The organism is Streptomyces sp. NPDC052040, from assembly GCF_044548405.1.
GTDB lineage: Bacteria > Actinomycetota > Actinomycetes > Streptomycetales > Streptomycetaceae > Streptomyces.
Map to the genome: position 1 here is coordinate 1 of NZ_JBIUBV010000002.1, position 21,691 is coordinate 21,691.

Below are 21,691 nucleotides of genomic sequence, written 5' to 3' on the forward strand. Positions count from 1 at the left end.
CCGCCTGGCCCGGGGAGCGGGGCGGCCGCGCCCGGCCCGCGCCCCCCCCGCCCCCCCGCCCCCCCCGGGGCGGGCCCCCGGGCCCCCCCCCCCCCCCGGGGGGGGGCCCCGGGGGGGGGCCCCCCCCCCCTCGTGTGTGCGCATGCGCATCCGCGACGCGTCAAAGCCCCGCACGCGGGCGTACGGGCGCCCCCGCACCCGCACGCCCCCGCGCGGGCCCCCGGTCTCCCGGAGGCCGCGCGGGAGGCCGTCAGGCGACCGCCTTGCCCGGCAGCTCGACCTTGGCGCCCAGCTCGGTGAGCTTCTCCATGAAGTTCTCGTAGCCGCGGTTGATCAGCTCGATGCCGTGGACCCGGGACGTGCCCTGGGCCGCCAGGGCCGCGATCAGATACGAGAAGCCGCCGCGCAGGTCAGGGATGACCAGGTCGGCGCCCTGGAGCCGGGTCGGGCCCGAAACCACCGCGGAGTGCAGGAAGTTGCGCTGCCCGAAGCGGCAGACGGAGCCGCCGAGGCACTCGCGGTAGAGCTGGATGTGGGCGCCCATCTGGTTGAGCGCGGAGGTGAAGCCGAGACGGGACTCGTAGACCGTCTCATGGATGATCGACAGACCCGTGGCCTGCGTCAGCGCCACCACCAGCGGCTGCTGCCAGTCCGTCTGGAAGCCCGGGTGCACGTCCGTCTCCAGCGCGATGGACTTCAGCTGGCCGCCGGGGTGCCAGAAGCGGATGCCCTCGTCGTCGATCTCGAACGCGCCGCCGACCTTGCGGTAGGTGTTCAGGAAGGTCATCATCGACCGCTGCTGGGCGCCGCGGACGTAGATGTTGCCCTCCGTGGCCAGCGCGGCCGACGCCCAGGACGCGGCCTCCAGACGGTCCGGCAGGGCGCGGTGGGTGTAGCCGCCGAGGCTCTCCACACCGGTGATGCGGATCGTGCGGTCGGTGTCCATCGCGATGATCGCGCCCATCTTCTGCAGCACGCAGATGAGGTCCTCGATCTCCGGCTCGACGGCCGCGTTGGACAGTTCCGTGACGCCCTCGGCCATCACGGCCGTCAGCAGCACCTGCTCGGTCGTGCCGACCGACGGGTACGGCAGCCGGATCTTGGTGCCGCGCAGGCCCTTGGGGGCCTCCAGGTACTGGCCGTCCGCACGCTTCTCGATGACCGCGCCGAACTGCCGCAGCACATCGAAGTGGAAGTCGATGGGACGGCCGCCGATGTCGCAGCCGCCGAGGCCGGGGATGAAGGCGTGCCCCAGACGGTGCAGCAGCGGGCCGCAGAAGAGGATCGGGATGCGCGAGGAGCCCGCGTGGGCGTCGATGTCGGCGACGTTCGCGCTCTCGACATGGGTCGGGTCGAGGATCAGCTCGCCCGGCTCCTCACCCGGGCGGACCGTCACGCCGTGCAGCTGGAGCAGCCCGCGCACCACCCGCACGTCGCGGATGTCGGGAACATTGCGCAGCCTGCTCGGCGCGCCGCCCAGCAGGGCGGCGACCATGGCCTTGGGTACGAGGTTCTTCGCACCGCGGACACGGATTTCGCCCTCCAGCGGGGTTCCGCCGTGGACAAGGAGGACATCGTCGTTGACGGTCATGGATCTCGCGTTCCGTGGATGGGGGCAGGGGCCGAAGACGTAAGCGTAATGGCCGCCCGCCCCTCCTCAGAAAGCCCGAGCGCATCCGGCTGCGTCATGGCTTTGCCACAACACGAGCCGTGCGGAGCCGGACGCACGCGGTGACGGCCGGAAGTGCGCCGGTACCGCATCCGTGAGCCCTTGCCGCATTCACCCGCGTACCCGGATTGCCTCCCCATCCCGGGGCAGGATGCGGGATCATGTCTGGCATGACCGAGGTGTCCTCGCTCACGGGGCGGCTGCTCGTGGCCACACCCGCCCTGGCGGACCCGAACTTCGACCGTGCTGTGGTGCTCCTCCTCGACCACGACGAGGAGGGCTCGCTCGGTGTAGTCCTCAACCGCCCCACCCCCGTGGACGTCAGCGACATCCTGGAGGGCTGGGCGGACCTCGCGGGCGAGCCCGGTGTGGTCTTCCAGGGGGGACCGGTGTCACTGGACTCGGCACTGGGGGTCGCGGTCGTCCCCGGCGGCGCCGCCGGGGAGCGGGCCCCGCTCGGCTGGCGGCGGGTGCACGGCGCGATCGGCCTGGTCGACCTGGAGGCCCCGCCCGAACTGCTCGCCCAGGCGCTCGGCTCGCTGCGGATCTTCGCCGGGTACGCGGGCTGGGGGCCCGGCCAGCTGGAGGACGAGCTGGTCGAAGGCGCGTGGTACGTCGTGGAGTCGGAGCCCGGCGACGTCTCGTCCCGCGAGCCCGAGCGGCTGTGGCGCGAGGTGCTGCGGCGCCAGCGCAGCGAGCTGGCGATGGTGGCCACCTATCCGGACGACCCTACGCTCAACTGATGCCTGCGGGCTTCAGTACCCTTGCCGTATGAGCACTCTCGAGCCCGAGCGCGGGACCGGTACGGGGACCCTCGTAGAGCCGACGCCGCAGGTGTCGCACGGCGACGGTGACCACGAGCGCTTCGCCCACTATGTCCAGAAGGACAAGATCATGGCGAGCGCCCTGGACGGCACGCCCGTGGTGGCGCTGTGCGGCAAGGTGTGGGTACCGGGCCGCGACCCGAAGAAGTACCCCGTCTGCCCCATGTGCAAGGAGATCTACGAGTCCATGGCAGGCGGCGGAGACGACAAGGGCAAGGGCAAGGGCGGCGACAAGTAGCCGGTCCCGGCCGCCGGGCCCCGTCGCCCCGGCCGTCCGGATCCCGTCGGGTACCGCTTCCGTTCGCGAGCGAGTCGTACGGCTTCTGCCGTACGGCTTCCGTTCGCGCCGCCCTCCCGGCCAGGCTTCCCCCTCGAGGGCCGCAAGGCCGCGGAGGGCATGACGGCCGCGAGGACCGTCAGGGCCCCGAGGGCGGGAGGGGCTGGACGCGATGGGCTTCGAGGATCTGATCCCGGCACCCCGGACGGGCCGGCGGGTCCGTCCGCCGGCCCCGTTCGTGCTCGACGGGCGAACGGCGCTCGGTGCCGGACCCGGCACCGAAGGCGTCGCGCGCCTGCTGCGTGACGTCCTGGGCGCGGCCACCGGTCTGCCCCTGCCGGACGGGGGCGCGGACAGCGGCATCGTGCTGCGCCTCGACCCGGCGCTGGAGCGCGAGGGCTACCGGCTCGCCGTGGACAACCGTGCCGTCCGGATCGACGGCGGCAGCGCGGCCGGGGTCTTCTGGGGCGCGACCACCCTGCGCCAGCTGCTGGGCCCGGAGGCCTTCCGGCGGGCGCCGCTCGACCCGGGCCGCCGCTGGGAGGTGCCCGGGGTGGTCGTCGAGGACGCTCCCCGCTTCCGCTGGCGCGGTCTCCTGCTCGATGTGGCGCGGCACTTCACCCCCACGGACGGCGTCCTGCGCAGGCTGGACCAGATGGCCGCCCACAAACTGAACGTCCTGCATCTGCATCTCACCGACGACCAGGGCTGGCGGCTGGAGATCGGGCGCCACCCGGCCCTCACCGCGGTGGGCGCCTGGCGCCCCCGCACCCGATTCGGCCATCGTGCCTCCCCGTTGTGGGAGGAGAAGCCGCACGGCGGTTTCTACACCCGGGACGACATCCGCGAGATCGTCGCGTACGCGGCGGCCCGGCACATCACCGTCGTCCCCGAGATCGAGCTCCCCGGCCACAGCCAGGCCGCCATCGCCGCGTATCCCGGACTCGGCAACACCGACGCCGTGGACACGGCGTCCCTCCGGGTCTGGGACGACTGGGGCATCTCGCCCCACGTGCTCGCGCCCACCGAGGCCACCCTGCGGTTCTACGAAGAGGTGTTCGAGGAAGTTCTCGAACTGTTCCCCTCCCCGTTCATCCACATCGGCGGCGACGAGTGCCCCAGGGAGCAGTGGCGGCGCTCCCCGGCCGCGCAGGCGCGCATCAGGGAACTCGGGCTGAGCGGCGAGGACGCGCTCCAGACCTGGTTCGTCCGGCACTTCGACGGCTGGCTTGCCGCCCGTGGCCGACGGCTCGTCGGCTGGGACGAGATCCTGGAGGACGGCAGCGGTGGGCCCGGGGGCGCGACGGCGCTCGACGGCCTCACGGGCGGTGCCGTCGTCTCCTCCTGGCGCGGTCGCGCGGGCGGCGTCGCGGCCGCCCGGGCCGGGCACGACGTCGTGATGTGCCCCGAACAGCAGGTCTACCTGGACCACCGCCAGCACCCGGGCCCGCACGAGCCGGTGCCCATCGGACAGGTGCGCACCCTGGAGGACGTCTACCGCTTCGAGCCGGTTCCGCCCGGGCTCACCGAGGAGCAGGCCCGCCATGTGCTGGGCGCCCAGGCCCAGGTCTGGACCGAGGTGATGGAGGATCAGGCCAGGGTGGACTACCAGCTGTTCCCCCGGCTCGCGGCCTTCGCCGAGACCGTCTGGAGCGTGCTGCCCGCGCCCGGGGAGCGCGACGTCGCGGACTTCGAGCGGCGGATGGCCGTCCACTATCGCCGCCTTGACGCCCTGGGGGTCGCCTACCGGCCGCCTTCGGGGCCCCTTCCGTGGCAGCGGCGCCCCGGTGTGCTCGGACGCCCGATCGAGGGTGCGCCCCCGAACGTGTGAGGCCGGAGCGGACGGGCAGCCGCAGGCCGGGCACCCTGGAAACGTGACCTTGCAGGGAAAGGACCGGACCGGGGCCGTCGGAAACGGCAACCGGCGTGCTGCGGGGATGTCATGGCAAAACGGGCCATCTCCCCGCCGAGGGGGCGAATGCCTCCTAGCGGACCCCCGCGTCGGGGGCCGGGAAAGATGTGCCAGAGTTGCCACGTCCGGCCTGTCAGCACGTACCGTACGGCAACACAGGTGGGACCAGGTGGGGCAGCGGGAAGGGGCAGCCGGTTTGACCACGCACGCACCGCAGGCGGCGCAGGCCGTGACGCTGCCCGCCTCGCTGGACGAGGCCGTGGCGGCCCTTGCCGCCCAGCCGGCCGCCGTCCCCGTGGCGGGTGGCACCGATCTGATGGCCGCGGTGAACTCAGGGCAGTTGCGGCCCGCCGCACTGGTCGGCCTCGGCCGGATCAGCGAGATCCGGGGCTGGCAGTACCAGGACGGCCACGCACTCCTCGGCGCCGGACTGACCCATGCCCGCATGGGCCGCCCCGACTTCGCCGCCCTCATCCCCGCCCTCGCGGCGGCCGCGCGCGCGGCCGGACCGCCGCACATCCGCAACGCGGGCACCCTCGGCGGCAACATCGCCTCCGCCGCGCCCACCGGTGACGCGCTGCCGGTGCTGGCCGCCCTGGAGGCCACGCTGATCATCGCGGGCCCGGGCGGCGCCCGCCGCGAGGTCCCCGTCTCGCACCTGCTCGCCGGAGTGGAACCGCTGCGCGCCGGTGAACTCATCGGCTTCGTCCGCGTACCGCTGCTGCACGCCCCCCAGGTCTTCCTGAAGGCGACCGGGCGCACCGGCCCCGGACGGGCCGTCGCCTCGGTGGCGCTGGTCCTCGACCCGGCCCGGCGCGGAGTGCGCTGCGCCGTCGGCGCCATAGCACCCGTGCCGCTGCGCCCCCTGGAGGCCGAGCACTGGGTCGCCCAGCTCATCGACTGGGACAACAGCCGCACGATCGTCCCGGAGGCGCTCGCCGCCTTCGGGGAGTACGTCGCCGCGGCCTGCATCCCCGACCCCGACCCGGCGGAGGACGGCACGGTGCAGCAGCTTCCGGCCGCCGTACTGCATCTGCGGCGCACCGTCGCCGCGCTGGCCCGACGAGCACTGGGGAGGGCACTGTCGTGACCGACGACCAGCACCCGGAGGGGACCCCGCAGGGGGGCACCCACGGCTCCTGGGAGCGACTGCCGCAAGGGGACTACGACGACGGCGCCACCGCCTTCGTCCAGCTTCCCGAGGGCGGGATCGACGCCCTGCTGGCCGCCCACAGCCCGCTGGCCGCACCGGGCCACGGCTATGTGCCGCCGACCTTCGACCCGGCCGCCGAGGAGGGCACCGGCCCGGCGGCCGCGGGGACCTGGGCCGCGCCCGCCGAGGGCGCCCGCTGGCCCGAGCCGGACCGGGCCGCCCCGCACGGCGCCGGGGACCGCTTCACCCACCACCCCGGGGCGACCGGGCAGTGGAGCTTCGAGGAAGCCGCGGCCGCCCAGGAGCACCCCGCGCCCGGCCACGACGTCACCGGCGAGTGGTCGATCCCGGTGGCGGGCGGTGATCTGCCGGACGAATCGGGCGAGTTCAGCACCTCGTCCCTGGTCGAGCAGTGGGGCGGCGGCGCCCCGCCCGCGACCCTGCCCGGCGGCGCACCCGCCCCCTGGGCGACCGGCCCGGCCGGACACCCCTGGGCCGAGGAGACGCACCGGACCCCCGGCGCCCCGCCCGCGTCGGGACACGGTGAGGCCGCCGGGGAGCCGTCCGACGGGCCGTACGACGAGCCGTACGAGACCGCGGGGGAGCCGTCCGAGAGGGCGTACGAGACCACCGAGGGCGCGTACGGGGAGCCGTACGAGACCGCCGAAGGGCCGAACGGGGAGTCGTACGGGACCGCCGGGGAGCCGTCCGAGGGGTCGTACGAGGAGCCCTACGAGACTGCCGGGACCGACGGTGCCCCCGAGGCGCCGGAGGCCGCCCAGGAGGCGCCGGAGGCCGCCGACGCGCCCGCCGCCGAGGAGGACCGGGCCGCGGACACGGCTCCGGAGGCGGCCCCTGACGCCGTGGCGGCGGAGGACCCCGCCCCCGCGGCGGCCGACGCCGGGGACCAGGACCCCGGCCCCCCGCCGCCCCCGCAGGACGAACACCCCCTCGTCTCCTACGTCCTGCGCGTCAACGGCTCCGACCGGCCCGTCACCGACGCCTGGATCGGGGAGTCCCTGCTCTATGTGCTGCGCGAGCGGCTCGGCCTGGCGGGCGCCAAGGACGGCTGCTCCCAGGGCGAGTGCGGCGCCTGCAACGTCCAGGTCGACGGACGGCTCGTCGCCTCCTGCCTGGTGCCCGCCGTCACCGCCGCGGGCAGCGAGGTCCGCACGGTCGAGGGGCTCGCCGCCGACGGCCGGCCCTCGGACGTGCAGCGGGCCCTCGCCCGGTGCGGGGCCGTGCAGTGCGGCTTCTGCATCCCGGGCATGGCGATGACCGTGCACGACCTGCTCGAGGGCAACCCCGCGCCCACCGAACCGGAGGCCCGCCAGGCCCTGTGCGGCAACCTGTGCCGCTGCTCCGGCTACCGGGGCGTCCTGGAGGCCGTCCAGGAGGTCGCCGCCGAACGCCGGGCGCACAGCGAGGCCGAGCAGGCCCCGGACCCGGGCGAGCCCCGCATCCCGCACCAGGCGGGCCCCGGCGCGGGCGGGGTCCACCCCACCGCGTTCGACGGCGCGTCCCCGCACGAGCACCCGTACGGCCAGGACGGAGGCCAGGCGTGAGCAACGAAGCCGCCACCGCGACCACCGCGGCGGCCGCACCCGCCCCCGAGCCGCTGCCGCACGGCCTCGGCGTCTCGCTGCCCTCGGCCGACGCCCGCGCCAAGACCGAGGGCACCTTCCCCTACGCGGCCGACCTGTGGGCCGAGGGCCTGCTGTGGGCCGCCGTGCTGCGCTCGCCGCACCCCCACGCGCGCATCCTCTCCCTCGACACCAGCCATGCGCGCGAGATGCCCGGCGTACGGGCCGTGGTCACCCACGAGGACGTGCCGGGCGGCGCCTTCCCGGGCCCGGACGCGCCCGGCCGGCCCGTCTTCGCCTCCGAGGTCGTGCGCCACCACGGGGAGCCCATCGCGGCCGTCGCCGCCGACCACCCCGACACCGCCCGTATGGCCGCCGCCGCGATCATCGTCGAGTACGAGGTGCTCGAACCGGTGACCGACCCGGAGCAGTCTTTCGAGGCCGAACCGCTGCACCCCGACGGCAATCTGATCCGCCACATCCCGCTGCGCCACGGCGACCCCGACGCGGTGGGCGAGGTCGTCGTCGAGGGCCTCTACCGCATCGGCCGCCAGGACCCCGCCCCGATCGGAGCGGAGGCCGGTCTCGCGGTGCCCCGGCCCGACGGCGGGGTCGAGCTGTACCTCGCCTCCACCGACCCGCACGCCGACCGCGACCGGGCCGCCGCCGCCTACGGCCTGGAACCCGAACGGGTGAAGGTCGTCGTCACCGGGGTGCCCGGCGCCACCGCCGACCGCGAGGACCCGGGTTTCCAGCTCCCGCTGGGCCTGCTCGCCCTGAGCACCGGCTGCCCGGTGAAGCTCACCGCGACCCGCGAGGAGTCCTTCCTCGGCCACGCCCACCGCCACCCCACCCTCCTGCGCTACCGCCACCACGCGGACGCCCAGGGCAGGCTGGTGAAGGTCGAGGCGCAGATCCTGCTGGACTCGGGCGCCTACGGGGAGAGCTCCGCCGAGGCACTGGCCGCCGCCGTGTCCTTCGCCTGCGGCCCCTATGTCGTCCCGAACGCCTTCATCGAGGGCTGGGCCGTACGCACCAACAACCCCCCGTCGGGCCATGTGCGCGGCGAGGGCGCGATGCAGGTGTGCGCGGCCTACGAGGCTCAGATGGACAAGCTCGCCAAGAAGCTCGGCACCGACCCGGCGGAACTGCGGCTGCTCAACGTCCTGGCCACCGGTGACGTCCTGCCCACCGGCCAGACTGTGACCTGCCCGGCGCCGGTGGCCGAACTGCTGGAGGCGGTACGGGACCACCCGCTGCCCGCGCTTCCCAAGGACACCCCCGAGGAGGAGTGGCTGCTGCCCGGCGGCCCCGAGGGCGCGGGCGACCCCGGAGCGGTGCGCCGCGGCGTCGGCTACGGCCTCGGCATGGTGCACATGCTCGGCGCGGAGGGCGCCGACGAGGTGTCCACGGCGACGGTCAAGGTCCACGACGGCGTGGCGACGGTGCTCTGTTCGGCTGTCGAGACCGGCCAGGGCTTCACCACGCTGGCCCGGCAGATCGTCCAGGAGACCCTGGGCATCGACGATGTCCTGGTGGCCCCGGTCGACACCGACCAGCCGTCGGCCGGGGCGGGCTGCCGCGGCCGCCACACCTGGGTGTCGGGCGGGGCGGTGGAACGCGCCGCCAAGATGGTCCGCACCCAGCTGCTCCAGCCCCTGGCACATAAGTTCGGCATGTCCACCGAGCTGCTCCAGATCACCGACGGCAAGATCACCTCGTACGACGGTGTGCTGTCGACCACGGTCACCGAGGCGCTGGACGGCAAGGAGCTGTGGGCCACGGCCCAGTGCCGCCCGCACCCCACCGAGCCGCTGGACGAGACGGGCCAGGGCGACGCCTTCGTGGGGCTCGCGTTCTGCGCGATCCGCGCGGTGGTCGACGTGGACGTCGAGATCGGCTCGGTCCGGGTGGTCGAGCTGGCCCTCGCCCAGGACGTCGGCCGGGTGCTGAACCCGGCCCAGCTCGCCGCGCGGGTGGAGGCCGGGCTCACCCAGGGCGTGGGCATCGCGCTCACCGAGAACCTGCGCACCGCCCGCGGTCTGGTCCGCCACCCCGATCTGACCGGCTACTCCCTTCCCACGGCCCTGGACGCCCCCGACATCCGGATCGTCAAGCTGGTCGAGGAACGCGATGTGGTCGCGCCGTTCGGCGCCAAGTCGGTCAGCGCGGTGCCGGTGGTGACCTCCCCGGCGGCGATCGCCGCCGCGGTGCGCGCGGCCACGGGCCGCCCGGTCAACCGCCTGCCGATCCGGCCGCAGGCCGCGGTGGTGACCAACACCCAGTGACCGCCGCGGGCGTTCGCCGTGACGCCCGCCGTTTCGACGCCCCCCGCGAGCCGGGGGGCGTTGTCAGTGGGGCGGCGTAGGGTTCTTGGTGTGGGGGCGGTGCCGCCCGGCGGAGGACGACTCCCGCCTGCGGACGCCCCGGGGGACAAGGCACACGGGGGAAAGCAATGAGCACGACCGAAGTCATCCGCACAAGCACCGACGCCGACATGAGTGTTGACGCCGTGTGGGTTGACGATGTGATCCCGGCGGCCGAGCCGCACGACCGGTTCGTCAGGGGCGCGCTGCGCACTCTCGACCACGATCTGGAATGCCTTCTGCGCGGCGGCACGGGGCTCCGGCTGGACCTCCCCGCGCGCCTCCTCGACGAGGAGTTCGGTTCCGCCGCCGTCGTGCGCTTCGAGGACATCGACTTCCCCGGCACGCTCACCCACGAGCCGACCCGCCGCTTCCTCAGGGACACGGGCCTCCCGGAGCACGGCCACTGGTACGAGCTGGACACGGACGTGCCCCTGCCGACCCTGACGGAGTACCACGCCGACCGCGCCGCCTTCGCCGACTTCACCGGCCGTGCCGCATTCGGGGAGGCGCCGTCGGCCCCCGCGGGCGCACTCCCGGAGGGCGCGGACCGGCTGATACGCCTCGGCGGCCTGCGCGCGGACACCAGCCTGGTCGTGGACGGCACCACCGGGCAGCTGCTGAGCTGGAGCGAGTCCGACGGGGCCCTGCGCCCGCTCGACGCGGACGTCTCCACACTGGCGTTCGCGGTCTGGCTGGTGCACCGGGCGGGTGAAGTGCCGGGGTGTCAGGACTGAGCGGTGGGCGTCGCGGGAAATGCGAGGGTGATCCGTCCGCCCATGCCTTCCCGGGAGTCTCCGTGGGGCGAGTCGACGAGACCGACCGCACGGTGGAGTTGTCCGGATACACCGGCTGCCGCGGTGACGTCCAGGCGGTGCTTCCTCCGGACTCGGCGAGCAGGACCGAGCTGTTCACCAGCGTCCGGTTCACCGACTCACCGGCCGACCCGCTGACCGACTGAGCGACCGGCTGCCCGACCGGCCGACCGACCGGCGGGGCGTCAGTCGCGTCCGGTCATATGGGCGAGGGTCTGTTCGGCGGAGTCGGGCGCGAAGGCACCGGTGAGTCCCTCGGCTGCGCCCGCGGCGGCCTCCGCCGAGCGGGGCAGCAGGACGTCCTCGTAGGCGGTGAGGGCGTCCTCCACGGTCGGCCCGGTGGCCACGGCACGGGCGAGGTCGGCGCCGTCGAGCATGGCGAGGTTCGCGCCCATCCCGGAGAAGGGGGACATCAGGTGGGCGGCGTCGCCCAGGAGGGTGACGCCGGGGGTGCGGGTCCAGGTGTGGGGGACGGGCAGGGCGTACAGGGGGCGGTTGGTGTAGCCGGTGTCGGTGTCGGTGATGAAGCCGGTGAGGCTCTCGCCCCACCCGGCGAACTCCTGGAGCAGGGCCTCCCGTACGGCATCCGGGTCGGCCAGGTCGAGACCGGCACGCCGGTGCCAGTCCTCGGCGGTGCGCATGCCGACGTAGACGCGGATGTGTCCGCCGCTGTTGCGCTGGGCGACAAAGCCCCGGTTGTCGTCGAGGGCCATCAGGGTGCCCCGGCCGGTGAGGGCGGCGAGCCGGGGGTGGCGGATGTCGGAGTCGTCGAGTCCGGTCTCCACGAAGGTGACGCCGGTGTAGCCGGGCACGGCGTCGGACAGCAGCGGCCGCACCCGTGACCAGGCGCCGTCGGCGCCCACGAGCAGATCGGTCCCGACGGTGGCGCCGTTGGCGAAGTGCAGCCGATGGGTGCCGTCGCCGAGCACCTCGGCCCGCTCCAGCCGGTGGCCCCAGCGGACGGTGCCCGGGGCGAGGGAGCCCAGCAGGATGGCGCGCAGTTGACCGCGGTCGATCTCGGGGTTGCCCTCCGCGGGGTCGGCCTCGGGCGGGACGGCGTCGAACACGATCCGTCCGTCGCGGCCGGCCAGCCGCATCTGCTGACCCTCCGGCCGGGCCGACTTCAGGAACTCCTCCCACAGTCCGGCCTCGCGCAGGGCCCGCGCGCCGGAGTCGGGGTGCATGTCGAGGGTGCCGCCCTGGTCGCGGGTGGCGGGGGAGGCGTCCAGGTCGTAGACGGTGGCGGCGATGCCGTGCCGCTGGAGGATCCGGGCGCAGATCAGGCCGCCGGGACCGGCGCCGATGATCGCGATACGGGGGGCGTCGGAGGTCATGAGGTGCTCCGGGGGTCGCAGGTGTGGGGCGGGAAGTGTGCTGCTGCGGGGCGGAGTCGGGCCATGGCGGGCGGCCCGGTCGTCGACGCCCCAATCCAAAAAAGCACACCGACCCAAAAAGTGCAACGACACAACTTATTACTCCACACACCTTGCGGTACGATCCAATCGTGACTGAACCCCTCGGCCGTCGTGAGCGCAAGAAGGCCGCCACCCGCCGCTCCCTCGCGGACGCGGCCCTGCGCCTCTTCCTCGAACGCGGCTACGACCAGGTGACCTTGCGGGACATCGCCGACGCGGCCGATGTGTCGACCACCACCCTGCTCAAGCACTTCCCCGCCAAGGAGGCACTGGTCTTCGACGAGGAGTCCGACCAGGAGGCGGCTCTCGTCGCCGCCGTGCGCGACCGCGCACCGGGCCGGTCCATCCCCGGTGCCCTGTGCGCCCACCTCAAGCGGACCCGCGCCCACCCCGGTGACTCCGGCACCGAGTTCGGCTCCTTCGTGGCACTCGTACGCGACACACCCGCCCTCGCCGAGTACGCCCACCGGATGTGGATGCGCCACCAGGACGCCCTGGCCCGCGCCATCGCCGAGGAGAGCGGCGCCGACGCCCTCCGCTGTGCCGCCCTGGCCCGCTTCGCCCTGGAGTCCACCGCCCTCGCCGACCGCGCCCCCGCCCCGGACGCGGCCCTCGACGCGGCCTTCACCCTCCTCGAACACGGCTGGCCGGGCCCCTGAAGCGCCCTTAGGGCGGCCCGGAGGGGAGGGTTGGCCGAACCCTGGCCCTAGGGCCAAAGTCCGGCCGATCACCTTCTCCGGACAGGAGTCAAGCGGCTCTGAGCCTCTTACTCTGGCCGCATGGCAGCCCTCGAACCCCGTGACGCCGATGTCGTCCCCGCCGTAGTGCCCGTCAGTGGTGCCGGTGTGCTGAGCCGGGCCTACCGGGCGCTCAGTATCGGGATCGTCTCGGTCATCGTGCTCATCGCCTTCGAGGCGACCGCCGTCGGGACCGCGATGCCGGTCGCGGCACGGGAGCTGGACGGGCTGCCCCTGTACGCCTTCGCGTTCTCCGCGTACTTCACCACCAGCCTGTTCGGCATGGTGCTGGCCGGTCAGTGGTCGGACCGCAGCGGGCCGCTGGCCTCGCTGGCCTGGGGGATCGCCGCGTTCGCCGCCGGGCTGCTGCTGTCCGGGACGGCCGGGGCGATGTGGCTGTTCATCCTGGGGCGCGCGGTCCAGGGGCTCGGCGGCGGGCTGGTGATCGTCGCCCTGTATGTCGTGGTCGGCCGCGCCTACCCGGAGCCCCTGCGGCCCGCGATCATGGCCGCGTTCGCGGCGGGCTGGGTCGTCCCCTCCGTGGTCGGCCCGCTGGCCGCGGGCACGGTGACCGAACAGCTCGGCTGGCGCTGGGTGTTCATCGGCATCCCGGTCCTGGTGGTGTTCCCGCTGGCCCTCGCGCTGCCACAGATACGGCGCCGGGCGGGCGGCCCCGCAGAGGAGGCCGTGGCCGCACCCCTCGACTCCCGCCGCATCCGCCTGGCCCTCGGCATCTCGCTCGGCGCCGGTTTTCTCCAGTACGCCGCCCAGGACCTGCGCTGGGTGTCGCTGCTGCCCGGCCTGGTGGGCGCCGCGCTGATCGTGCCGTCCGTGCTGCGGCTGCTGCCCCGCGGCACCTACCGGGCGGCCCGCGGACTGCCGTCCGTGGTGCTGCTGCGCGGGATCGCGGCGGGCTCCTTCGTCGGGGCGGAGAGCTTCGTCCCGCTGATGCTGGTCACCCAGCGGGGCCTGTCGCCGACGCTGGCCGGACTCTCCCTCGCGGCGGGCGGCGGCACCTGGGCGCTCGGCTCGTACCTTCAGTCGAGGCCGCGCCTGGAACCGTACCGGGACCGGCTCACGGCCCTCGGCATGATCGTGGTCGCGGCCGCGATCGCGACGGCGCCGACGGTGCTGGTGCACGCCGTGCCCGTGTGGACCGTCGCCGTCGCCTGGGCGTTCGGCTGCTTCGGCATGGGCCTGGTGATCTCCTCCACCAGCGTGCTGCTGCTGAAGCTGTCGCCCCCCGAGGAGGCGGGCGCCAACTCGGCGGCCCTCCAGATCTCCGACGGCCTCTCCAATGTCGTGCTGCTCGCCGCGGGCGGTGCCGCGTTCGCCGCGCTCGGCGGCGGCACGGTCGCCCACACGGCCTCCGCGGCCACCGCCGACGGCGCCCATCCGGCCGCCTTCGCCGCGGTGTTCCTGCCCATGGCGGCGGTCGCGCTGGCGGGGGCCTGGGTGGCGACCCGGCTGCACGAGCGCTGACCCCGGCGCCGCCGGGCCGCCGTACTCCGTGATCTGTGACCCCCGTCGCACCACAGGGGGATGAGGTGCCGTCGCCCCGTGGAGCGGCCTGCCGCACCGGTAGGGTGGCCCGGTTGTCATACGTAGCCGAGCCGCCCCCGACCCCCACCGAACCCGGAGACCGTGACTACCTCCCGCCCGTCGCCCGCCGCCACCCTCCACGGCGAGCCCTCCCGGCCCACCACCGCCTCCGCGCTCACCGGCGGTTCCTCGCACCATCTCTCCCCGGCCTTCCCCGGCCGCGCTCCCTGGGGCACCGCCAGCAAGCTGCGTGCCTGGCAGGAAGGGGCGTTGGAGAAGTACGTCCAGGAGCAGCCGCGCGACTTCCTCGCCGTCGCCACCCCCGGCGCCGGCAAGACGACCTTCGCGCTGACGCTCGCCTCCTGGCTGCTGCACCACCATGTCGTGCAGCAGGTGACGGTGGTGGCGCCGACCGAGCACCTGAAGAAGCAGTGGGCGGAGGCCGCCTCGCGGATCGGGATCAGGCTCGACCCCGAGTACAGCGCCGGACCGCTCAGCCGGGAGTACCACGGTGTCGCCGTCACCTACGCGGGCGTCGGCGTGCGGCCCATGCTGCACCGCAACCGGGTCGAGCAGCGCAAGACGCTCGTCATCCTCGACGAGATCCACCACGCCGGTGACTCCAAGTCCTGGGGCGAGGCCTGCCTGGAGGCGTTCGAGCCCGCGACCCGCCGCCTCGCCCTGACCGGTACGCCGTTCCGCTCCGACACCAACCCCATCCCCTTCGTGGCCTACGAGGAGGGGGCCGACGGGATCCGGCGGTCCGCCGCCGACTACACCTACGGATACGGCTCCGCGCTCTCCGACGGTGTGGTGCGGCCCGTCATCTTCCTCTCCTACAGCGGCCAGATGCGCTGGCGCACCAAGGCGGGCGACGAGATCGCCGCCCGGCTCGGCGAGCCCATGACCAAGGACGCCGTCAGCCAGGCCTGGCGCACCGCCCTCGATCCGCGCGGCGAGTGGATGCCGAGCGTGCTGCGCGCCGCCGACCAGCGGCTGACCGAGGTCCGCAAGGCCATCCCGGACGCGGGCGCCCTGGTCATCGCCACCGACCAGGACTCGGCCCGCGCCTACGCCAAACTCATCCGGGAGATCACCGGGCACAAGGCGACCCTGGTGCTGTCCGACGACACGGGAGCCTCGGACCGTATCGACGAGTTCAGCGGCAGCGACGACCGCTGGATGGTCGCCGTCCGCATGGTGTCCGAGGGTGTCGACGTGCCGCGCCTCGCCGTCGGGGTGTACGCGACCACCATCTCCACCCCGCTCTTCTTCGCCCAGGCCGTCGGCCGTTTCGTACGGTCCCGGCGCCGCGGCGAGACCGCCTCCGTCTTCCTCCCGACCGTGCCCGACCTGCTCACCTTCGCCAATGAGATGGAGCGGGAACGCGACCACGTCTTGGACAAGCCGAAGAAGGACGCCGAGGAGGACCCGTACGCCGAGTCCGAGCAGGAGATGGACGAGGCCAACCGGGAGCAGGACGAGGACACCGGCGACCAGGACATGCTGCCCTTCGAGGCGCTGGAGTCCGACGCGGTCTTCGACCGGGTGATGTACAACGGCGCCGAGTTCGGCATGCAGGCCCACCCGGGCAGTGAGGAGGAGCAGGACTACCTCGGCATCCCGGGCCTCCTGGAGCCGGACCAGGTGCAGCTGCTGCTCCAGAAGCGGCAGGCCCGGCAGATCGCGCACAGCCGCAAGAAACCGGACGAGGACGCCGATCTGCTCGAACTGCCCGCCGAACGGCGGCCGGTGGTCACCCACAAGGAACTGCTGGAGCTGCGCAAGCAGCTCAACACGCTGGTCGGCGCCTACGTCCACCAGAGCGGCAAGCCGCACGGCGTGATCCACACCGAGCTGCGCCGGGTGTGCGGCGGTCCGCCGAGCGCCGAGTGCACCGGGGGCCAGCTGCGGCAGCGGATCGCCAAGGTCCAGGAGTGGGCCACGCGGATGCGGTGAGGCGGCGCCCGCGCCCGGGCCCCGTCGCGGCTTCCGCGCCGGGGCTCGTACATATCGCCGTAAAGCGAATCGTCGGGTACCGCCGTCGACCGGATTGTGGACAGAGACTTCCGCTCAGCGGACCGTATCGCCTACTGTCCCGCTACGCACACGCCTCGTGGCAGCGCCGCCGCGGAGCGCAGCCGTGAAGCGACCGAGCCCGGGAGCCGCCCGGGCCGCCGTCCGATCGGCGGCCGCTGAAGCGCGTCGCCGACGGGACTCGGCGACGCATCCGCCGCGAGGTGGCCGCCGTCCTCACCACTAAGGAGTGGGCGTCGTGACCGCGGAGACCTCCCAGACGCTGGACCGGGGCCTCAGGGTCCTCAAACTGCTGGCCGACTCGGACCACGGGCTGACGGTCACCGAACTCTCCCTGCGGCTGGGGGTCAACCGGACCGTGGTGTACCGGCTGCTGGCCACGCTGGAGCAGCACTCCCTGGTGCGCCGGGACCTCGGCGGCCGCGCCCGGGTCGGTCTCGGGGTGCTGCGGCTGGGCCGCCAGGTGCATCCGCTGGTACGGGAGGCCGCGCTGCCCGCGCTCCGGGCGCTCGCCGAGGACATCGGCGCGACCGCCCATCTCACCCTGGTCGACGGCGCGGAGGCGCTGGCGGTCGCCGTGGTCGAGCCGTCGTGGACCGACTACCACGTGGCGTACCGGGCCGGCTTCCGCCATCCGCTCGACCGGGGGGCCGCCGGGCGGGCCATACTCGCCGCCCGCAGGCAGCCGATGGCCGACCCCGTCTGCACCCTCACCCACGGGGAGCTGGAGACCGGGGCGAGCGGGGCGGCCGCGCCGCTGCTCGGGGTGAACGGGATCGAGGGCAGCGTGGGCGTCGTCATGCTGTCGGACTTGGTGCCCGAACGGGTGGGGCCGCGGGTGGTGGACGCGGCCCGCGAGGTGGCGGAGGCCCTGCGCTGACGGCGGGCACCGCCCGCGCCGTACGACCCGCCCGCGCCGTCGTACGACCCGCCTGCGCCGTCGTACGTCCCGCCCCCGCGCGCGTTGCCGCGCGGATCGTCCGCCGCCCCCGCGTCCGGTCGCCGCGCGGCCCGGCCGACCCGCGGCCGGGAGGCGTCCTCGCGTTAGATTGATCCCGTGCTCTCTCGCCTCTCCCGCCCCAAGGCCGTCGCCCTCTGCGCCCTGCCCGTCGTGGCCCTGCTCGCCACGGCCCTGCTCGCACCGCTGCCGTTCTCCGTGGCGCAGCCCGGTCTGACGGCGAACGTCCTCGGCGAGAACAAGGGCACGCCCGTGATCACCATCAGCGGGGCACCCACCCGCACCACGTCCGGCCAGCTGCGGATGACGACCATCGAGGCGACCGGCCCCGACGCCCAGGTCTCGTTCGGTGATGTGCTCGACGGCTGGTTCCGCACGGACCGCGCGGTGATGCCGCGGGACGCGGTCTATCCGAGCGGCAACAGCGTCCAGCAGATCGAACAGCACAACGCCCAGCAGATGCAGCAGTCCCAGGACGAGGCGGGCCGCGCGGCGCTGCGGTATCTGCGCGTCAGCGAGAAGGACGTCAAGGTCACGCTGAAGCTCGCGGATGTCGGCGGCCCCAGCGCGGGCCTGCTGTTCACCCTGGGGATCATCGACAAGCTGGACGGCAACGGCGCGGGCGGCGACCTCACCGGCGGCCGCACCGTCGCCGGTACGGGCACGATCGATGCCTCCGGCACGGTGGGCCCGGTCGGCGGCGTCGGCCTCAAGGTGCAGGCGGCCCGCCGCGACGGGGCGACGGTCTTCCTGGTCCCGAAGGCGGAGTGCGCCGACGCGCGGGCGGAACTGCCCAAGGGGCTGCGCCTGGTGTCGGTGACCACCCTGAGCGGTGCGGTCCAGGCGCTGGTGCACCTGGAGAAGAACAGCGGCCCGGTACCGGGCTGTTAGCCCGGATCCGCCCGACTCGCCTGTTCCCGGGGCGAGTTGGGGAGTGGCCGCAGGGCGGGATCTACCACAACTGCCCGAATGGCGAACGGGTTTCGCGGCATACACAGCAGGTGGTTTCCAGGGGCTCTTCAGGAGCCTCTCGTTCCGCTATGTTGTTACCGCTCCGTAGTCCCCGCCCCACCAGGCATGACGGCCCTGCTCGTGGCATGCGTGCGCGCAGGCTCGGGACGGGGTCGGGGCGCGCCGCTCGGGCCCCTCGCGCCCCGCTCACCGAAAGCCCCTTTCGTGACCGTCTCCCTGTACGAGGTCCGGCCGGCCGGTCGGCATGCGGCAGTGCCCACGGGCAGCCTGTTCCGCCGGGTCTACGCACCGCGCGCCTGCGACGCGCTCGCCTACTCCATGGCGACCTACGCCATGCCGCTGGTGGTGCTCGCGACCACCGGCTCCGCCTCCCTGACCGGCCTGGCGTTCGCGCTGGAGTGGATACCCCGGGTGGCCGCGTTCAGCTTCGCCGGTGATCTGGTGGACCGGAGCGGCGCGGCCATCGTCTGCTTCGTCGCCTCGCTGCTGCGGGCCCTGCTGGTGGCGGGCGCCGGTGTCGTCCTCGTCCTGCTGCCCCGGGGCACGGCCGAGACCGCGACGGTCATCGGGCTGGCCGCCGTGACCGGGGCCCTCACCCAGTTCAGTTTCATCGCCAACGAGGCGGTCGGCGCCGTCGTCAGCCGACGCGCCGGAGGGCAGTCCCACCAGGTGCAGTCGGTGCTGATCGGCATCGACCAGACAGCCACCCTGATCGGCCCGGCCCTGGGCGGCGTCCTGCTGCTGACCGGCCCGACCCGGATGCTCGCCGGTCTGAGCGTGCTGTCCTTCCTGTCGGCCGGTCTCGCCCTCCAGACCCCGCCCACCCCCCTGCGCGCCGGACAGGCCGCACGCGCCGCCGGAAAGGGAACGGGCGGACGGGGAACGGGCGGTGGCATGCGGGAGGGGTGGGAGACACTGCGGTCGCTGCCCTCGCTGCGGCGGCTGGTCACCGGACTCGCCTGCTCCAATCTCGTCCTCGGCCTGCTCCAGTCGGCGAGCCCGGTCCTGGTGGAGGGCCGCTTCGGCCGGTCCCCGGCCGCCGTGGGCACGCTCTGGTCCGTGTCGGCCGCCGCCACCCTGGTCGTGGTCGCCTGCTGCCGGTTCGCGCTGGGCCGGGCGGGGCTGTGGGGGGTCGGCGTCATCAGCGGGACGGTCGCGTCGGCCGCTGCGCTCGCCGTGCCCTGGGCCCCCTCCTACGCCGGGTACACGGCGCTGGTCGCCCTCTTCATGGCTGCCGACGGAGGACTCACCGTCGTGCTGCGCACCCTGCGCTCGCTGACCATCCCGCCCGCCGCCTTCGGCACGACCCTCTCCCTGACCATCCTGATCCTGCTGCTGCCCTTCCCCGTGGCGGGCGTGGCCCTGGCCGTCACCCCGCCCCCGTATCTGACCCAGGTCATGGGCGCCTGCGGCGTGGTGCAGGCGCTGACCCTGCTCATCACCTTCGTACGGCTGCGCACCGACCCCGTCCTGCGGGCTCCCGCGCCCCCGGCCCGCGACGACTGACCGGCTCGACGGCTCCGCCCACCCGCAGCCCCTCGCACCCCTCGCCTACGTCAAATCCCGGTCCCGCGCCGCCTGTTCCACCAGCGGGATGATCCGCAGCGGCACCGGGTTCTCCATGACGATCGCCGTCGCGGCACGGACGATGCCCTCGAAGCCGACCACCCGGTCGATCACCCGCTGGAGATCGGCGTTCGAGCGGGCCACCAATCGGCACAGCATGTCCCCGCTGCCGGTGGTGGTGTGCAGTTCCAGGACCTCGGGCACGGTCGCCAGATGCGCCCGTACGTCCGACCCCTGCCCCTGGCGGATCTCCAGCGTCGCGAACGCGGTGACGGGATAGCCGAGGGCGGCCGGGTCCACCTGTGGCCCGAAGCCGCGGATCACCCCCTGCGACTGGAGACGGTCCAGCCGCGCCTGGGCCGTGCCCCGGGCGACCCCCAGCCGCCGGGACATCTCCAGCACCCCGATGCGCGGCTCGCGGGCCAGCAGCACAATGAGCCGGGCATCCAGATGATCGATCGCCACGTCGTACTCCCTGATGGTCATCCTGTACAGAACGCCCGGCGGTCCGGGCATCCTGCTGTGCAGAATGCCCAGTGGATGCACAAACTATTGCGCACCTTGCGGAGAGGGGTGAGGCTGCGAACATGACGCAGACCACACACCACACCCCCGGCACCGCGCGCGAGGCAGACCCCTTCCCGGTCAAGGGAATGGACGCGGTCGTCTTCGCCGTGGGCAACGCCAAGCAGGCCGCGCACTACTACTCCACCGCCTTCGGGATGCGGCTCGTGGCCTACTCCGGACCGGAGACGGGAAGCCGCGAGACCGCCTCGTACGTCCTGGAGAACGGCTCCGCCCGCTTCGTCTTCACCTCGGTCATCAAGGCCGCCACCGACTGGGGACGCTTCCTCGACCGGCATGTGGCCGAGCACGGCGACGGTGTGGTCGACCTCGCCATCGAGGTCCCGGACGTGCGCGCCGCGTTCGCCTACGCCGTCGAGCACGGCGCCGCCCCGGTCACCGAGCCCTACGAGGTGAAGGACGAGCACGGCGTCGTCGTCCTGGCCGCGATCGCCACCTACGGCGAGACCCGCCACACCCTGGTCGAGCGCAGCGGCTACGACGGCCCCTACCTCCCCGGCTACATCACCGCCCGTCCGATCGTCGAGCCGCCGGAGCACCGCACCTTCCAGGCGATCGACCACTGCGTCGGCAACGTCGAACTCGGCCGGATGAACGAGTGGGTCGAGTTCTACAACAAGGTCATGGGCTTCACGAACATGAAGGAGTTCGTGGGCGACGACATCGCGACCGAGTACAGCGCCCTGATGTCCAAGGTCGTCGCCGACGGGACGCTCAAGGTCAAGTTCCCGATCAACGAGCCCGCGATCGCCAAGAAGAAGTCCCAGATCGACGAGTACCTGGAGTTCTACGGCGGCCCGGGCGTCCAGCACATCGCGCTCAACACCAACGACATCGTCCGCACGGTCCGTACGATGCGCGCGGCCGGAGTGGAGTTCCTCAACACCCCGGACTCCTACTACGACACCCTCGGCGAGTGGGTCGGCGACACCCGCGTCCCGATCGACACCCTGCGCGACCTGAAGATCCTCGCCGACCGCGACGAGGACGGTTATCTGCTCCAGATCTTCACCAAGCCGGTCCAGGACCGTCCGACGGTCTTCTTCGAGATCATCGAGCGGCACGGCTCCATGGGCTTCGGCAAGGGCAACTTCAAGGCCCTGTTCGAGGCGATCGAGCGCGAGCAGGACCGGCGCGGAAACCTGTGACCCGCCCCCGCGGGGGGGGCCCCCCGCCCCCCCCCGCGCCCCCCCCCCCCGCCGGCCCCCCCCCGGGGGCCCCCCCCGGGGGCCCCGGGCCCCCCGCCCCCCCCCCCCGCCCCCCCGGGGGGGCCCCCCCCG

At 73.7% G+C, this 21,691-nt stretch carries 18 protein-coding genes; 15 read left to right on the forward strand and 3 right to left on the reverse strand.

Annotated features, from left to right (window positions below; all coding sequences use genetic code 11):
• Nucleotides 1-250: 250 nt before the first annotated feature.
• The gene (gene murA, locus ACIHAA_RS06140) at nucleotides 251-1,591 is read right to left on the reverse strand and encodes a UDP-N-acetylglucosamine 1-carboxyvinyltransferase (RefSeq protein WP_399813761.1); all 1,341 of its coding nucleotides are present in this window, start codon (nucleotides 1,589-1,591) and stop codon (nucleotides 251-253) included.
• A 248-nt stretch (nucleotides 1,592-1,839) separates the two neighbouring features.
• On the opposite strand from murA, the gene ACIHAA_RS06145 reads away from it, so the two are divergent.
• The 8 genes from ACIHAA_RS06145 (at nucleotide 1,840) to ACIHAA_RS06180 (ending at nucleotide 10,745) form a co-directional block, all read left to right on the forward strand.
• Nucleotides 1,840-2,412, forward strand: coding sequence for a YqgE/AlgH family protein (locus tag ACIHAA_RS06145; RefSeq protein WP_399813763.1), 573 nt, complete (start codon nucleotides 1,840-1,842; stop codon nucleotides 2,410-2,412).
• A 28-nt stretch (nucleotides 2,413-2,440) separates the two neighbouring features.
• The gene (locus ACIHAA_RS06150; RefSeq protein ID WP_399813765.1) at nucleotides 2,441-2,731 is read left to right on the forward strand and encodes a DUF3039 domain-containing protein; all 291 of its coding nucleotides are present in this window, start codon (nucleotides 2,441-2,443) and stop codon (nucleotides 2,729-2,731) included.
• Nucleotides 2,732-2,942: 211 nt separating this feature from the next.
• Nucleotides 2,943-4,601, forward strand: a complete 1,659-nt coding sequence (locus ACIHAA_RS06155; protein ID WP_399813767.1) for a beta-N-acetylhexosaminidase — start codon at nucleotides 2,943-2,945, stop codon at nucleotides 4,599-4,601.
• Nucleotides 4,602-4,878: 277 nt separating this feature from the next.
• Nucleotides 4,879-5,772 carry an FAD binding domain-containing protein gene (locus tag ACIHAA_RS06160; RefSeq protein ID WP_399813769.1) on the forward strand — a complete coding sequence of 298 codons (894 nt, stop codon included), beginning with the start codon at nucleotides 4,879-4,881 and terminating at the stop codon, nucleotides 5,770-5,772.
• Entirely contained in the window at nucleotides 5,769-7,400 is a 1,632-nt protein-coding gene (locus ACIHAA_RS06165) for a 2Fe-2S iron-sulfur cluster-binding protein (protein WP_399813771.1), read from the forward strand. Before ACIHAA_RS06160 ends, ACIHAA_RS06165 begins: the two co-directional genes overlap by 4 nt.
• Nucleotides 7,397-9,706 (forward strand): xanthine dehydrogenase family protein molybdopterin-binding subunit, encoded by a 2,310-nt coding sequence (locus ACIHAA_RS06170; RefSeq protein WP_399813773.1) that lies wholly within the window; start codon nucleotides 7,397-7,399, stop codon nucleotides 9,704-9,706. The genes ACIHAA_RS06165 and ACIHAA_RS06170 overlap by 4 nt, the downstream gene beginning before the upstream one ends.
• A 167-nt stretch (nucleotides 9,707-9,873) precedes the next feature.
• Entirely contained in the window at nucleotides 9,874-10,521 is a 648-nt protein-coding gene (locus tag ACIHAA_RS06175) for an SUKH-4 family immunity protein (RefSeq protein WP_399813775.1), read from the forward strand.
• A gap of 62 nt (nucleotides 10,522-10,583) precedes the next feature.
• Entirely contained in the window at nucleotides 10,584-10,745 is a 162-nt protein-coding gene (locus ACIHAA_RS06180; protein ID WP_399813776.1) for a hypothetical protein, read from the forward strand.
• Between the two features lie 39 nt (nucleotides 10,746-10,784).
• Here ACIHAA_RS06180 and ACIHAA_RS06185 read toward each other — a convergent pair whose 3' ends face one another.
• Nucleotides 10,785-11,933: an FAD-dependent oxidoreductase gene (locus ACIHAA_RS06185; RefSeq protein ID WP_399813778.1), complete on the reverse strand. Its 1,149-nt coding sequence runs from the start codon at nucleotides 11,931-11,933 to the stop codon at nucleotides 10,785-10,787.
• 170 nt (nucleotides 11,934-12,103) lie between these two features.
• On the opposite strand from ACIHAA_RS06185, the gene ACIHAA_RS06190 reads away from it, so the two are divergent.
• The 6 genes from ACIHAA_RS06190 to ACIHAA_RS06215 all read left to right on the forward strand — a co-directional run bounded on the left by ACIHAA_RS06190 (nucleotide 12,104) and on the right by ACIHAA_RS06215 (nucleotide 19,766).
• The gene (locus ACIHAA_RS06190; protein ID WP_399813780.1) at nucleotides 12,104-12,673 is read left to right on the forward strand and encodes a TetR/AcrR family transcriptional regulator; all 570 of its coding nucleotides are present in this window, start codon (nucleotides 12,104-12,106) and stop codon (nucleotides 12,671-12,673) included.
• A 120-nt stretch (nucleotides 12,674-12,793) separates the two neighbouring features.
• On the forward strand, nucleotides 12,794-14,233 hold the full coding sequence (locus ACIHAA_RS06195) for an MFS transporter (RefSeq protein ID WP_399813781.1): 1,440 nt from the start codon (nucleotides 12,794-12,796) through the stop codon (nucleotides 14,231-14,233).
• A gap of 162 nt (nucleotides 14,234-14,395) precedes the next feature.
• Nucleotides 14,396-16,252, forward strand: a complete 1,857-nt coding sequence (locus ACIHAA_RS06200; protein ID WP_399813783.1) for a DEAD/DEAH box helicase — start codon at nucleotides 14,396-14,398, stop codon at nucleotides 16,250-16,252.
• Between the two features lie 316 nt (nucleotides 16,253-16,568).
• On the forward strand, nucleotides 16,569-17,210 hold the full coding sequence (locus ACIHAA_RS06205) for an IclR family transcriptional regulator (protein ID WP_399813785.1): 642 nt from the start codon (nucleotides 16,569-16,571) through the stop codon (nucleotides 17,208-17,210).
• 177 nt (nucleotides 17,211-17,387) lie between these two features.
• Nucleotides 17,388-18,179 (forward strand): S16 family serine protease, encoded by a 792-nt coding sequence (locus ACIHAA_RS06210; RefSeq protein WP_399813786.1) that lies wholly within the window; start codon nucleotides 17,388-17,390, stop codon nucleotides 18,177-18,179.
• Between the two features lie 285 nt (nucleotides 18,180-18,464).
• On the forward strand, nucleotides 18,465-19,766 hold the full coding sequence (locus tag ACIHAA_RS06215) for an MFS transporter (protein ID WP_399813788.1): 1,302 nt from the start codon (nucleotides 18,465-18,467) through the stop codon (nucleotides 19,764-19,766).
• 45 nt (nucleotides 19,767-19,811) lie between these two features.
• Here the strand turns inward: ACIHAA_RS06215 and ACIHAA_RS06220 are convergent, their stop codons facing one another.
• Nucleotides 19,812-20,291, reverse strand: coding sequence for an Lrp/AsnC family transcriptional regulator (locus ACIHAA_RS06220; RefSeq protein WP_399814499.1), 480 nt, complete (start codon nucleotides 20,289-20,291; stop codon nucleotides 19,812-19,814).
• A gap of 122 nt (nucleotides 20,292-20,413) precedes the next feature.
• On the opposite strand from ACIHAA_RS06220, the gene hppD reads away from it, so the two are divergent.
• Nucleotides 20,414-21,559 (forward strand): 4-hydroxyphenylpyruvate dioxygenase, encoded by a 1,146-nt coding sequence (gene hppD, locus ACIHAA_RS06225; RefSeq protein WP_399813789.1) that lies wholly within the window; start codon nucleotides 20,414-20,416, stop codon nucleotides 21,557-21,559.
• The last annotated feature ends 132 nt before the right edge of the window (nucleotides 21,560-21,691 follow it).

Excerpts from the sequence above, each read along its gene's own strand:
- ACIHAA_RS06145 (WP_399813763.1), top strand. The coding sequence starts at position 1,840 with ATGACCGAGGTGTCCTCGCTCACGGGGCGGCTGCTCGTGGCCACACCC.
- ACIHAA_RS06150 (WP_399813765.1), top strand. The coding sequence starts at position 2,441 with ATGAGCACTCTCGAGCCCGAGCGCGGGACCGGTACGGGGACCCTCGTA.
- ACIHAA_RS06195 (WP_399813781.1), top strand. The coding sequence starts at position 12,794 with ATGGCAGCCCTCGAACCCCGTGACGCCGATGTCGTCCCCGCCGTAGTG.
- ACIHAA_RS06185 (WP_399813778.1), bottom strand. The coding sequence starts at position 11,933 with ATGACCTCCGACGCCCCCCGTATCGCGATCATCGGCGCCGGTCCCGGC.
- hppD (WP_399813789.1), top strand. The coding sequence starts at position 20,414 with ATGACGCAGACCACACACCACACCCCCGGCACCGCGCGCGAGGCAGAC.
- murA (WP_399813761.1), bottom strand. The coding sequence starts at position 1,591 with ATGACCGTCAACGACGATGTCCTCCTTGTCCACGGCGGAACCCCGCTG.
- ACIHAA_RS06175 (WP_399813775.1), top strand. The coding sequence starts at position 9,874 with ATGAGCACGACCGAAGTCATCCGCACAAGCACCGACGCCGACATGAGT.
- ACIHAA_RS06155 (WP_399813767.1), top strand. The coding sequence starts at position 2,943 with ATGGGCTTCGAGGATCTGATCCCGGCACCCCGGACGGGCCGGCGGGTC.